The 13,924-nt window shown below is 59.4% G+C and carries 10 protein-coding genes and 1 pseudogene; 7 read left to right on the top strand and 4 right to left on the bottom strand.

Annotated elements, in window-relative coordinates; translation table 11 throughout:
* Positions 1 to 749: 749 nt before the first annotated feature.
* Positions 750 to 1,967, top strand: coding sequence for an AAA family ATPase (locus tag A6V37_RS28750; RefSeq protein WP_064271376.1), 1,218 nt, complete (start codon positions 750 to 752; stop codon positions 1,965 to 1,967).
* On the top strand, positions 1,949 to 2,941 hold the full coding sequence (locus A6V37_RS28745; protein ID WP_064271369.1) for a ParB/RepB/Spo0J family partition protein: 993 nt from the start codon (positions 1,949 to 1,951) through the stop codon (positions 2,939 to 2,941). Before A6V37_RS28750 ends, A6V37_RS28745 begins: the two co-directional genes overlap by 19 nt.
* A gap of 1,217 nt (positions 2,942 to 4,158) precedes the next feature.
* Here A6V37_RS28745 and A6V37_RS28740 read toward each other — a convergent pair.
* The 3 genes from A6V37_RS28740 to A6V37_RS28730 form a co-directional block, all read right to left on the bottom strand.
* A complete protein-coding gene (locus A6V37_RS28740) occupies positions 4,159 to 5,394 on the bottom strand; it encodes a tyrosine-type recombinase/integrase (protein WP_064286562.1) in 1,236 nt (411 codons plus the stop codon).
* A gap of 154 nt (positions 5,395 to 5,548) precedes the next feature.
* Complete coding sequence (locus tag A6V37_RS28735; RefSeq protein WP_064271366.1) at positions 5,549 to 5,962, bottom strand: hypothetical protein; 414 nt, start codon at positions 5,960 to 5,962, stop codon at positions 5,549 to 5,551.
* On the bottom strand, positions 5,959 to 6,687 hold the full coding sequence (locus tag A6V37_RS28730; protein ID WP_131799941.1) for a hypothetical protein: 729 nt from the start codon (positions 6,685 to 6,687) through the stop codon (positions 5,959 to 5,961). Before A6V37_RS28730 ends, A6V37_RS28735 begins: the two co-directional genes overlap by 4 nt.
* Before the next feature lie 504 nt (positions 6,688 to 7,191).
* Between A6V37_RS28730 and A6V37_RS28725 the strand changes: the two genes are divergently transcribed.
* The 5 genes from A6V37_RS28725 (at position 7,192) to A6V37_RS41910 (ending at position 13,153) form a co-directional block, all read left to right on the top strand.
* Positions 7,192 to 7,833, top strand: coding sequence for a hypothetical protein (locus A6V37_RS28725; RefSeq protein ID WP_064271362.1), 642 nt, complete (start codon positions 7,192 to 7,194; stop codon positions 7,831 to 7,833).
* A complete protein-coding gene (locus A6V37_RS28720) occupies positions 7,830 to 9,809 on the top strand; it encodes an integrase core domain-containing protein (RefSeq protein WP_064271360.1) in 1,980 nt (659 codons plus the stop codon). The genes A6V37_RS28725 and A6V37_RS28720 overlap by 4 nt, the downstream gene beginning before the upstream one ends.
* Before the next feature lie 67 nt (positions 9,810 to 9,876).
* Positions 9,877 to 10,806 (top strand): AAA family ATPase, encoded by a 930-nt coding sequence (locus A6V37_RS28715; RefSeq protein ID WP_244174059.1) that lies wholly within the window; start codon positions 9,877 to 9,879, stop codon positions 10,804 to 10,806.
* Complete coding sequence (locus A6V37_RS28710; RefSeq protein WP_064271356.1) at positions 10,806 to 12,443, top strand: hypothetical protein; 1,638 nt, start codon at positions 10,806 to 10,808, stop codon at positions 12,441 to 12,443. The genes A6V37_RS28715 and A6V37_RS28710 overlap by 1 nt, the downstream gene beginning before the upstream one ends.
* Before the next feature lie 521 nt (positions 12,444 to 12,964).
* Positions 12,965 to 13,153, top strand: a complete 189-nt coding sequence (locus tag A6V37_RS41910; protein WP_208607900.1) for a hypothetical protein — start codon at positions 12,965 to 12,967, stop codon at positions 13,151 to 13,153.
* On the opposite strand, the pseudogene A6V37_RS42600 reads toward A6V37_RS41910, so the two are convergent.
* Positions 13,085 to 13,222, bottom strand: a pseudogene (locus A6V37_RS42600) (IS630 family transposase); the annotation flags it as partial. The gene A6V37_RS41910 and the pseudogene A6V37_RS42600 overlap by 69 nt on opposite strands.
* Positions 13,223 to 13,924 lie beyond the last annotated feature (702 nt).

Below are 13,924 nucleotides of genomic sequence, written 5' to 3'. Positions count from 1 at the left end.
CGAGAGGTACATTTTCTCTCACCTTGGGTACATCAAATCTCACCCTATAGGCCCTAACCTATTGATATACAAGGATTCAGGTTTCTCCTGTTTGTTTGTAGGTGCGTTTTTTCTATATAAAACTACCTACATACCTGTTGAACAGCCAATGGCAGCTGCACAAGTCTGACAATGTGCAGGTAGCACCCGGCACGATTCTCCCTGCGCTCACGGCATTCGCCCAGTGGGTCGTGACGTGCACCTAAGGCCCCTGCTGTTCTCCTTTCAATAAAGGCGTGTCCTTTGGAGTGCCTGGACTACTGCGCGATCAAAGGTGAGAGATTGTGTACCCGAGGTCCCGATTTCTCAGTCATCGAAGAGGATCAAGGGACAAAATCTCTCACCTTTGCTGCCTGCCGCGCTCAAAAGAAATAAAAATGAAAGATGACGGGTTGACGGACGCCGTTAGCCAGCCGCGAGCAGGCGATTGGACCTCAAAATTTTTCATTCGAATGAGTCTCGGCCGCCTCTTTGGGGCACAAAAACTCTCACCTTTGTCCTGGAGCATGCAGATTACGAATGCGTAGCACGAGAAAGGTGAGAGATTTTGTACCGTCATGCTAGCCTTTCCCGTTCTTGAGCGTGTCGCAGAACATATAAGAAACAGTGGCTTGCACGCGATAGTTCAGAAATTAGGCGACAAAATAAGGATGTTTTTGCATTTTTCCTGTATTCTCCGTTTAGCCTATTTTTCCATGGAAAACTCCGAAATGGCCAATGTCAGCCAACCGATGCCGATAGACCGAACCGTGACACTTGAGGAAATCTCCGATTTCGCAGATGTCGTCACAGATTATGCAACTGAATTGCGAGACCAGATTTTGGCGCCGCGCCCGCGCAAGGAAGCGCCGGTGTTTACTACGGGGGAAGTCGCCGAGCTGTGTGGGCTGACACGCCAACAGGTGCAGTACCTAGCTACGAAGGGAGACGGTGTCTTGCCGGAAGGGCAGTCCACCGGAACAGGACGAAGCCGTAGTCGGCTATTCACATTGGTTGAAGCCCGAAATTGGGTACAGCAGGTGTCGGACATTTACCAGACGCCTCTGGTGGCCGGGCCGAGTGAGTTTGAAGGCAAGGTGCTCATCACATCCCAGCTCAAGGGCGGTTCTGCCAAAACTACCACATCGATGTGCCTTGCCCAGGGGTTGAGCCTACGCGGGCGAAAGGTTGTCGTGGTTGACCTTGACCCACAAGCTTCGCTTTCTGAGCTGTGTGGACTGTATGCCGAAAAAGAGGTATCTCCGGACGACACGGTGCTTCCGTATGTCTATGACCAGAAGGTCGAAGGGGGCCTGCTTGCCAAGGTGCAGAAGACATACTGGGATGGCCTGGATATCATCCCGGCTCATACGGAACTCGTTGGTGCCGAGTATCACCTTCCCGCCATGCAGATGAAGCTTCCTGGATTCAAATTCTGGCAGGTGCTCCGGGATGGACTTGCGCCGCTGCGAAAGCACTATGACTACATCATTCTGGATACCTCACCGTCGCTGTCCTATCTCAACCTGAATGCACTGATGGCCGCGGACGCGATGGTAATGCCGATGGTCCCCGAGAATCTCGACTTCTTCAGCTCGCTTTCCTTCTGGCGCCTTTTCTCGGACGTCGCCAAGTCCTTCATCAAATATGAAGCTAACAAAAAATACGACTTCGTATCCGTATTGCTGACACGCGTGAATTACAGCAACACTTCTGCAGCGCCTGTTGTGCGCACATGGGCACAAGGAGCGTATCGTCATTGGCTTGACCCGTTTGAGGTTCCAGCCAGTTCCGTGATGAGTTCAGGCGCGCTGGCATTTACGACCGTTTTCGATATCAGCAGCTCTCACAGCCAAGCAAAATCATTGGCGCGTGTCAAACAGCCGCTGGTCGACTATTGCAGATGGGTCGATGACATGTTCGTCAAACAATGGAGGCCGGCACAGTGAGCAACAACAGCAATATTCGCGATCAGATGCTGGCCAAGACCGCAAATCTTCGGTCGACAGCCGAAAGGACTCCCGACGCCAACCGGCGCGCGAGTCGTACAGAGACCGCGCCTGGAATGGCCGGAGCATTGGCGGCCGCACAATTGCGGGTGCAGGAGCTTGAGTCGACCGGAACGTCGTCTCAGCTGCCTGTGGCTGCCCTCGTCCCGAATCCGTGGCAGCCGCGACGAGTATTCAATGAGGCCAAGCTGTCTGAGTTGGCGGAGTCAATTCGGGAAGTTGGACTGATGCAGCCCATTGTGGTTCGCCGGGTTGAGTCTGCGTACCAAATCGTGGCCGGGGAGCGACGCTGGCGAGCACACAAAATTCTCGGTCTCGAGAACATCAAGACCGTGGTTATCGAATGCTCCGACCAGGACATGATTATCCTCGCGCTCGTCGAGAACATGGACCGAGACGACCTGACCGACTATGAGGTGGCAATCTCCATTCGTCGGTCTGAGAGCGAATTCCCGAGCCGGAAGAGGCTCGCAGAAGCAGTGGGCCTGTCACGTACTGGTCTATATCAGTTTCTCGCGTTCGAAAAGCTGCCGGACTTCATCAAGAGGGACCTCGATTTGCAGCCCACCCTGCTGGGCTGCAACGCTGCGGAGGAAGTTGTTTCGGCACTGAAGAAGCACGGCAGCGATGCCGAGTCCGCGGCCCTCGAACTCTGGCCGGATGTGGTCAAAGGAGACTTGGCGCAGGGAAAATTCGGACCCGCAATTGTCGCCATGGCGACACGCCGTGCTTCTGGGACAACGGCACGGGAACGGCTCATCGAGAAATTTTTCGCCGGCAAGGACCAAGCAGGAAGCATTACCAAGGACGTCAACAGCTTCACGGTCAAAATCAAGACCGCGTCATTAACTGAGGCGCAAGAGACTCGAATCCGGCAGCTCATCAGTGAGCTGTACAAGGGTGAGCCTCGCTGATCACCCTGAGTGTCCAGTGTGGGAGAGCCCGCCGCGAGCGGGCTTTTTTTGTACCCAGCCGTGGCTAGGGCTGGTGTCAGTAATACTGACACAGGCTCCAACCCAGGCGGCCCACTGGGGGATTATTTGCGTGCCTCCGCTAGGTGCCGTGCTGCGCGCATCTCCGCTCGGCGTGTCAGTATTACTGACACGCGCAAGCTAATCTCGGGGCACAAAACAAAACAGACAGCAAAAGCCTGATTGTTTAGAGATGCAGGTGTGCCGGGGCGTTAGCGCAGACTAAGAGACACACTAATTACCGCGGTCAAGCGCTCCCAGTATGCCCACGAGCCGTCATTAATCACACTTGGCACCTTTGACAAGAATCCGGCCACGCAGCGAACAATCGTTCCTAGTACTCAAAGTTCGTTCCGAAATGTCGCTGATTTCTCAACGGAGCAAACTCGCGAGCAGCTCGCCCTGAGTCCCTTTAAGCTGTTGCTTCAAGTGGGTGAAGACAGGCCAAACACGGTCCGTGGGGCAGCAAGCCTTCAGCGCGTTGGCCTACCTCATGTTTCCACTCAGCGAGGGTGATCGCCGCTGCCGCAAGTATCACGAGGGTTGGGTTCGAAGTGCACCCTCATGCGCTCACCAGCGCTTGCCCGCACGGGAACTGTAACGAGGGCCGCTGGTAAAACAGTGTCAACGCAGACGTATCTTACGTATGTGCCGAGGTCTCTGTGGACCGGACGGGCGCGATTTGCCCTGGTTCGTATAGCGACCCATTTTAAATCTCTGCGCGTTCACGAAGTGTTGCGATAGAGATTTCCTGCTTCTTCCCCTCATCGACGGCATCCGGCGGGCCTAAGCGTCGATCAACGACCAGCGCGCGCTTTTGCGCACCACCGCTGATTTCTGTCGTCAGGTACTGACCACGCCGACGGTCGCCCAACAGGTGGGCGCCTACCGTGCGACGCCTCCGAGGTTTGCAACGCACTGGCCAGTTGCGCAGGCGCCGGTTTCTTCGACGGAAGCGGTGAGCGCCGGACGATGATCGGCGAGGGGCATTGCGTCAATGACAGTGCACGATTGGCGCGAAGCTCGGCCGCGCGTTACAGCGGACCACTGGAAAGCGGCCTTCGTGACTGCCCTCCTTGTCGGCAGTTCTAGCCGCTCCGATCACACGACGAGGAGACTTCAATGGTGCGACGGCACCGGTCATCGTGGGACGCTGACTGTTACCGTGGCGCGCGTGCGCGGGCCAGCTGCGTCGCCAGCGCACGTTTCAACGGTTCGTCGTCGACGTACTGGCGGAAGGTCCGCAGATCTCTGTGACCCATGTTTTCGAGCGCCGCAGAGGCGTCCAGGCCGTCGCGGACCGCCTGGGCAAGCCCTTTCGCATAGGTGTGACGCAGCCAGTGCGTGGACGCGCGTTCAAAACGGTCGGCATCGACGCGCCGGCCGTGGGCCCGGGCGTAGGCAAGCGTCTCGCTGCACAGACGGGTGACGAGTTTCCAGATCGCCGTGCGGCTGCGGATGCCCCTGAGTTCACCCCAGCGGGACCGCCGCACCGACAGCAGCAGCGGCAGGTCTTCGTCCGGCAGCGGCACCGGTGGCAGGCCAAACGCGATCCGGTAGGCCTGCAGCGACAGCGCAATCTCGCCGAACGGCACCCAGCGGGCCTTGCCTCCCTTGCCGCGCTCGACGCGCAGCAGCCACTGCACTGGTGGCGCGTCCGGAAATTCGCGTTTGAGGGCCTGCGTCACTGGCTCGATGCGCACGTGACCCATCCGGCACTGCACCACCTCGGTGGTGCGCAGGCCGGTCCGTTCAAACAGGTCCACCGCGAACAGGTCGCGCGCCATCGCCAGGCGCGCCTCGCGGCTGGAGTTCGCGGCTGGACGGCCGGCAATCGCCTCGCGCAGGAGCGCCGTGTCGTCCGGTGACAGGAAACGCGCCTGCTTTGCCGGGTCGCCGCGGCCCACCGTCGGCAGGCCGGTAGCCGGATTCAGTTGCAGGTAGCCGACGTCGCGCAGCCAGTCGAACAGCGACGTGACGATCTTCTGCGTCTGGCCGGCCGAGCGGTCGGTGAGCGGGCCGAGGAACGGCCGCCAGTCGGGCGAGCCGCGCCGCACGCCAGGCTTGCGGATCGCCCACGGTGCCGGCGCGTGCAGGAAGCCGATGTAGGCGGAAAACTCATCCAGTCCCCACGCCGAAATCGGGGTATTCACCTGCCGTGCGTACCAGAAAAGGCGCTCGGCCTCGGTGCGGTACTGCGCGAGCGTAGTGGTGGCCAGCCGCCCGCGGCCGGTGGCCTTGGCCGCGAGCCAGCGGGCGACGACGTCCTCGTCAGACAGGTCTGCAGGCAGGATCGGACTGTCCAGCCGGTTCGACCGGCTGAGGGGACGGACAGCCGGTCGGGATGCGACGGCCGCGACGGCGGTGTCCGGCTCAGAACGATCGGGTGACTTCATCAAGGTGCTCCTGCCTCAACTAGGGTGAAACCAATAACGCAACTAACGGCCCGTGTGTATTTCGTCCGCGACAGCCCGCTCACGCGGGGCCGAAAGGTCATGCAGGGTTGTGGGGTGGCCATTACGACCAGGGGCAGGGGCTTGACGAGTCCGGTCACAGGCAGTCTCCGTCGGTTGGATCGTCCGGCGTGAAATCCCGGTTCGCCTCGCGCGCGGCAGCCTGGGCGGCGAATTCCACCCTGAATTCGTCGCCGGGACGGTCAAGGCCCGTCCGGCACAGCACCGCAAATAATCCGCAGACCGCACGCGGGTGCTCGATGAACGGCCGTGCCGGCTCAGTGGACGGGAGCGTCACGTCGACCAGCCCGGCAGCGGTGCGGATCACCGAATGCGCGACGAACCGGTGCGTGACGCCGTTAAACCCCTCGTGCCGCCAGCCGCGTACCGCGCGCGCCTCCGGGTAGAGCGCCACCCAGCGGTCAACATTGTCGAGGCGTGCCAGCAGGGCGGCCGGGAGCAGGTCGAACGGCTCACCGGCCGGCAACGTGCGGACCCGCGCGGGCGTCATATGCGGGCCTGCGCAGACAATGCGCGGATCAGCGCATCCAGCGTTGGCCGGAGGGCTGACGGCGTCGCTTCGCCCATGCTGTCCAGCTGCATGGGCACTCCCATGATTCCGGGAACCGATTCCCGAAGCGGCCAAAAGCCGTTCCGCCGTGTGATGGCGTCCGGAATCGCCACGTGGCCGGTGCCGAGACCCACGAGTGAGACGGAAAGCCAGAGCGGGCCAGTCAGACCTAGGCGCGTCCAGGCCCGCGTCACCGACGGCATCCCATGTTCGTGCAGCGAACCTTCATACAACCCCGGATACAGGACAGGCTGGCCGTCGGGAGAGTCCAGATCCGTCCAGACCGTGCCGACAAGCTCGATCGCGCCGTCGTCGAACAGCTGAGCGTACCCGTTGCAGACTGCGTCCTGGGTACGCTCACTGATACAGACGCGACCCGCGCCACGAAAGAAACGGCGAGGCAGCAGCCGGTGGCCACCGGGCCTGGCCCATTCGAGTTCGTCCGCCGCCAAATCGAGCGACGTCGGTTCAATGTGACCGGGCGGCAACGGGGTAAGGGGAATCACGTGGCAGACGAAGGTCGGGCCGACGGCCACCGGGACTGCGCCGAGGCCGTCGCGTATCAATGCCAGGCGCCGGTTGCGGAAAGTCGTCTTACGAAGTAAATGTGGAAGCACTTGGGCATCGACACGACGGTTACCTAAGGACTCCTGATCGGGATCCACTTCGAGATTCCCTTCCGGGCGACCGCAAGTAAAAGCTGAAAATCGCGGATGTTGGAAGTGACAGTCGTAAAGAACAGCGGGGGTGCCGTGCAAGGGCATTCGCGAATGCCCCGGGAAGGCGGTACTCAGATGCAAAAACCATTGAGCCGTGAAACATCGCGCATCAAACCTACAATGTGGCAAATGCCTTGTCTGACATAGCCTTTGAGCCGGTTGAGGCTGAATGTTTCACGAGAAAATTGGAGGCACAGTGGATCAGACGCGTTTTATCCGCGTATTTTTTTGACGCGGACGCATACCGACGACCTGTGGAGGCGTGGTTTGTACGATTTGTCACGTAAAACGTATATTTCGCTACAGATGGGCCCTCGCCACATTTGACGCACGGAAGTTCACTATCAGTTCGTGGCCGGCCCTGCGGACTCCCTGCCAAACTATCCCTTACCCGCGCATGTCCTTTCTGTACTACAACTCGTTAATCAAGTCAGGAAGCCGGGGGCCGCAATGGCCAAACTGCGGTTCGTCCGTGCAATCGACGATGCGCGTCCCTACGGGACGCATCGCTACGATGTCTACGGCCCCAAGGTACACCGTCGTCTCACCTTGTTTGGCCATCGGGCGCTGAACGCCTGGCTGCAACTCGAGTTCAATCCCGATGTAGTCGCTTACTGCGAACGTCCTCTCTTCGTCAGCGCTTTCACTCCAGCCCGTCCGGTGGATTTCTGGGTGAAGACGACGGATGGGGAGCATCTTCTATTCTGCCTGCGCGCTTCGGAATCTCGATCTAACGCGAAGCAGCCAGACCGGTCCGCGATTCTGGAAGCATGGGCGAAGAAGTCCGGATTTCCTGTGCGCATTGCGGAGCCGGACGGGCCTGTGGCAACCGATGTTCTGCGCCGCAATCAGGCAACAATTCTCCAGCACGTTGCGGCAGGGCACACCTTCGTCACAGACACAATGAAGCGGCGTGCGCTGGATGAGTTCGAGACAGGCGCAAGTCTCCTGGAACTCGAACACAGGCTGTCACCGGTGGAGTCAGTCCTGGCGCGGACTGTCGCGTTCACTCTGCTGCACGATGGCTGCCTGAATTGTCCAACGCTGGCGCGCGAGGAAATCGGACCCCATACGCGATTGGTGCGCGGATGAAGACGATGGCTTTCGGCGAGCTTCGGTTCGACCGCCAATCGATACCCGACGAGTTATGCGATGTCACAGGCTGGCCACGCGCTGACGACAGCGCGCTGCCTCCGGAGGACCGCGATCTTGTCGCGCGACGCATGCAAGCCATGACCCTATTTGTCGACCGCCAGACTTCCCTGCGCGAAATCAGTCGCTTGACCGGGGTGCGGTTCAACGATCTCTACAGACTGTTCGGCCGATGCGTCGCAATGCACGACGACGGCAGGATCTTTGGCATGCGTGCGTTGATTCCTTATTGTCACACGTTCGGGTATCAACGCAGCGCCGCTGTCACCCATTCACGCGAAGGGGAGAAGGGCGGGGCAAGTGGCGCGTTCGCCCAGTTGCTGCGCCATTACCCGGACATCGCACAATGGGTAGAACGCAAGGTCGGCGAACGGCAACGGAAAAGCGGCGGGCGCCACGAGGTGCAGCGTAATTTGCGGCGACTGCATCGGGGCTTTCTCGAACAATGCCGGCGGGCCGGCATCGCGCCGCATGAATATCCGTTCAACCGGGAGCACCTCGGCGAGCGTTCGCTGGCGACTCACATCCGGCGCCTCGAAACGCGGCATTTCGATGCGTCGGCGCGCGCGTCCGGCGCATCCCAGATCGCGCACGCATGGGAAGATGCCGACAAATATGTGCGTAAGCCTGTTGCTCACCCGTTCGACGTTGTCGAGTTCGACGGCCACAAGATCGACCTGCGCATTACGCTCAGGATCGATGACCCGCTCGGCTTTGAAACCCTTCTCGCGCTACACCGGATCTGGATTCTGATAGTACTTGATGTTGCAACACGCGCGGTCATCGGCTATAGCCTCGCATTGGGCAAGGAATATAACAAGGACGATATTGCTGAAACGTTGCAGGCGACACTGAAGCCGCACGAGAGGAGGGCGGTGCGGATACCAGGTCTTCGCGTACGTCACGGCGGAGGCTTTCCATCGGAAGTGATACCCGAAACTGCATGGGCATGCTGGAGTACCCTGCGGTTTGACGCAGCGAAGGCGCACTTCGCGAACGCGACGCTTGATCGCCTGACGGGCGTTGTGGGTTGCTGGACCGATAACGGGCCGCTATCCGAAAAAAACGAGCGCGCATTCGTCGAACGGTTCTTCGATCAGATCGCTTCCCACTTTGCCCATCGCCTGCCCGGCACGACCGGACGGGCACCGCAGGCAGTTGAACGCGCGCTGAATGACGTGGATAGGGACCTGTCGTTGCTGATGAGTCTCGATGAACTCGAAGACGTCATTGACGTCGTGCTTGCCGACTACAACGGAGAGCCGCATAGCGCGTTGGGCGGTCGTACCCCGCTCGAGGCGATGCGCTTTTTCCTGGCACGCGATTCGGGCTCCATCCGCGCGTTACCTGTTGCCCGGCGCAACACGTTATGCCTGCTGCAGGAGGCACGGGTTGTCACTATTCGTGGCAGTGCGAAACAGGGTGTGCGCCCTCACATTAACTTTGAGTACGTGCGATATTCGAACAGCATTCTATCGAGCAACGCGTCGCTGATCGGCAAGCAGTTGCGGGTCTATTTCAATGTGAAGGACATCCGGCATGTGCATGCCTTTTTCATGGATGGCTCTGAGCTTGGCATGCTGACGGCGCTGCGGCCATGGTGCTTTTCGCAGCACTCGCTGCGGGTGCGACAGGAGATATTCAAACTTGTTCATCAACGCAAGCTGGCCTATCGGGACGGCGAAGACCCTGTCGAGGCATGGTTTGCCTACAAGAAGGCCGAGGCCGGCAATCACAAGCGCAGCGCTAACGATCTCGCGCGCATGCTCACGGATCGGGCGAAGTCGCATGAAGTGCCAACAATGGAACCGGGCCATGCATCACCAGACGAGTCGTTGTTGCCTGAAGAGACCCGGGCGCAATCACGTAGTCCGCAGCCGTCGATCCGGCTGACCCGGATCTTCACGTTTTCCTGACGTCATGCTTCCCTCGACGACCCGCCCGCTGGCGCCCGACGACCATCCCTTGCTGAACAGGAGCTACATGGTACCGACGCCGTCAATCGGCTCGATGTACATGTGTATTCTCCGGTGCATCCGACGCGGGGTCTCCGGGGCGCTCATCTATGGGCATACGCGTTGGGGAAAAACGTATGCGATCCGATATTGCGTTCGGCTGCTGCGCGATGAACTGCCCCGTACTGCGATCTTTCACCTCGGCATGCCGCAGAATCCTTCCCGTTCGGAAAGTCTTTTCTTCGGAATGCTCCTCGCCGCGGCAAGGCATGAGCGGCCAGACAGCGGCACGGCCCTGCAGCGTCGCTTGCGTCTCTATAACAGGCTGGCGGAAATCGTTGAGCGGGCGTCAGGAAAATCGCTCGTCGTGTTCGTTGACGAAGCCCAGCGTCTTGAGCTGGAACACTATGAATGGCTACGCGACGTGCAGGATGAGATGGAGCGCCGCGGTATCCGGATGTACACGTTCCTGGTCGGTCAGCCCAGTATCCTGAATCGCAAGACATCGTTCAAACAGAACACTGATACCTCGCAGATCGTGTCGCGTTTCATGATTGAAGAGATGCGATTCGAGGGATTCCGGTCTGCCGCGGATCTCGAAGTGTCTCTCTGCGCGTATGACGAGTCAATATTTCCGGAAGGAAGCGACTGGACCTTCACGAGGTTCTTCCTCCAGCGTGCGTATGACGCGGGCTTCCGGCTCGGCAAACACAGTGAACTGGTGTGGGACGTTTTCAGTGAGGCGCACCGGCATGCACGCTTTGACTTCACGATGGAGATCCCGATGGAGTATCTGGCCCGCGCGGTGGAGATTGCGCTGGGCGAGAACATCGAACATGATGCATCGGGATTTGTGCTCAGTCGTGCGCTCTGGGCGCACGCAGTGAGGGAGTCAGACTATGTGGCAGCGCTCGATGATCTGCGCATTGTTTTCGTCGACGATAACCCTGGTGCCTGATGAAGCGGCGCTTTGACATTCTGCTGTCTTCCGTCGACGACGCCTCGTCGCGCGAATGGTGCTGGCGTGACGACTGGAATATCTCCGGGCAGTCAGCCTTCATGCTGCTCGCCAAATTCCAGCACCTCAACACGCTGTCGTGTACCGCGCTCGCGAAGACGGTCCTTCGTCAGCCAGCGTCCCTGGCCCTGCAGCGCGGCATTGACTTACGCGATGCGCAGCGTTTCGACCTGCTCAAGATGGCAGAGCTGCTGCGCATGTCACTGGCTGATATCGCCGCTGCGTTTCCACCGCGACATGTTCTGTTATCCGGTGACACGAGTCACCCCGCGTTACGCTGGTGCACACAGTGTGCGCTGAAGGGGGTCCACCTCACCGTATTCCAGGCTGCCAGCTGTGACCGGTGTCCGGTTCACGGTTGCACGCTGCGTGACCGCTGCCTTAGGTGCGGGAACGTGTTGATGGTGTATCGCTTGCGTGTGGCCGTCTTTCGGGCACCGTTCACGTGTCCGTCATGCGGGCAGGACTGGGCGCCGGCACTTCGCCGGACTGACGATCATGCATTGCGACTGTCTTTGTCGTACCGGCAACAACTTGCGCAGGCCCTTGCTCGCGGCTGGTTTGGCCGCAGGTCTTCCGCTCTGGGGCGATTGTTCCGTCAGTCTGGGCAGACTGGCGAGCCGCACGCATGGCTGGCTTCGGCGCCCCAGCGCGGTGTCGGTGATGATGATCCGAAGAGCTGTTACCCACGGATTTCGCTGAGCCAAAGGGGCGTCACTCAGTGCCTGTTCGGCTGGCAACATGATCATAGTAATGCGATCCAGCAATCACTCGACATGCTGGCGGGGGACTCCTCGCGGTTCCGCATGGCGGAGCCTGGAGAGGCTGATGAAATCCTGTTGGATGCAGCAGCATGCTACAAATCGATAAAACGAAACCTCATGCGCAGCATTGGACGTGGGCATCGCGCCTGCGTGGTCACCTCGATGCGTCATCTCAGGTGGCGTCTTGATGGGCGAACGACGACAACCTTCTGTCCGGTTGCGCACGCGCTACTTCGCTGGCGGATCAGATGGGAGGGCGTCGGCGCGCCTTCGCATCTGATGGTCAGACGCGAGCATGTAGCGCTGGGCATTCTGTCCTGGCTGTCCCTGCTCGCGCCGGTCGGCCTTGCGCAATGGAGCAGGGCTGTTGACCGCTGGATAATTCTGCACGTGTTCGTTCGGGTGTGCCTGGATAGCTTCCATTGGTATCTACAGGAGGCCGTGAACGCGACTGTGAGTTCCCGCCCGGTATGGATGCCGTTTCCGGTGGTGGACTTTCCCGAGCGGAAGTGGCTGGTGCGGGGCGGAGCACCGGAAACGGAGCCTTGCCAATTGACCTTCGCTCAGGGCATGTTAGAGATCAACAAATTACGACCTCGTCCCGTTGGCGATGAGCACTACCGGCAGCATGTACACGTCCTGAATCAAAACGTGGCGCCGCCAGAGCGTCCGAAGCTGGCAACGAATCATAGCGGCGATGTGAAATCCACCAGCCCTGGCGCGTCGACTGATCCGCTTGCAATCGATCGCAGCGGTGGCACCGGTGAAAGGGCAATGGTGTTGGCGGTGTTTGCGGAATCCGACGCGGAGTAGAGCCGGCAGGAGGACTTTCCAAGGGCTTCGAGGGCTTTGAATGCTGCGTTCGGCCAGGACTCGACCGACAGACTTCGCGTTAAGTCGCCGTCCACTGCGAGTCGGAAACAACACTGCCCTGGCTGCCCGCACAACGCGAATGCTTGTGCGAGCCGATGGATGTTTGAGAAAAACGACCGTGCGGGTCGCGTACTGCACTGTCTGAAACCAGTTCATCCCGAAAACGCTCACCATTGCGGCCGATCTGGCGCACATCCTAAAGCAACTAACCGTCGGGCCATTTGGTTGAAACCACAAAAACCAAATCGAGCTTCGCGGCGACGGACCAAATCTAACTCCAGCGGAAGCGCAACGAGTCTCTGAAGGGCCGCGTCGCGACGAAAAGCACGCCATGTGATACAGCAAGTAATGCCAGGTCGCAGGCATCCACAATGTCGGTCGAAGATCACCGATGGGGCGTTGTCAAAGGCGGTCCCCGGGAGCGGCGGGGGCGATCCAATCGTGCCGCGATTACGATTTACATGTCAGCACTCATTTGGAGCGACATCAAGAACATCGTGGTTTTTCATACGTTCTGGGACTGCGGCACATCCTCAGGGCTGGAGCGTCCAAAGTCGTCTACTTTCAATGGGCAGGACAATGGGGGCACCGGCAGCAGCAGCCAGCACGATGCGCGCACGCGTCACCAGCGCCCCGTAAATCCGGCGTGAATGCGCGATCGAAGTCAGTTGCGAGGGCTCATCTTCAATCGACACCAGTTCGGCCTTCGGTCGTCCCATGCGTATGGTGGTATCCCCCAATCCGTTGATACCAGCACGCTACGTGAACTTAGATTAGTTAACAACAGAACGGAACACTGGGCCGCCCCGAATTAGTTGGGCTGGCGGCAGGGGTGGGTTCCCAGTTTCCGTCGGGGCGATGCCAGTCTTTGGAGATAACGGGATACCTGTCGCGGAATACGTGAATATTAACAAACAGTTCGCCAAAGGCGATCAGCCGCTATCTCGTATGCTGGCGAATTCGTCATAAGGTATTCCTGATGGCGGACCGCGCGCCAAGATCGGTCCGATCGCGCGAAACAGTGCTGTCATGCACCATCACTGTGCCTAACCGTGTCAAAAACAGGTCGATGCCACGGACAGAATGCGTCGCGTGGTATCGCTGTTTGCGGCGTTCTGGCACGCCGAACGCCGAAATTTATCGACTGGCACGGCATATGCGTACAGAACCGGCATAGGATCAAAGTCGATCTGGCTTCATTCGAATCAACGCGGCAACTTCGCAACGGGCTTTTGGACAACGGCGTCCCCCTAACCCAGTCATCCGATTGGGTTCGCGGGGCGCTTTTTCTTTTTTCTGGAACGACGATGACAGACAAAGCAACCCGCATCGACCTCTTCAGCGTGCGCACGGTACCGATGCGCGCTTTTCATCTGACGTGGATGGCGTTCTTCGTCTGCTTCTTCGCGTGGTTCGCCTGT

It is taken from the genome of Paraburkholderia ginsengiterrae, from assembly GCF_001645125.1.
Classification (GTDB): Bacteria; Pseudomonadota; Gammaproteobacteria; order Burkholderiales; family Burkholderiaceae; genus Paraburkholderia; species Paraburkholderia ginsengiterrae.
The sequence above is the reverse complement of the archived record's forward strand: the minus strand, read 5'-3'. Positions and strand labels throughout refer to the sequence as shown.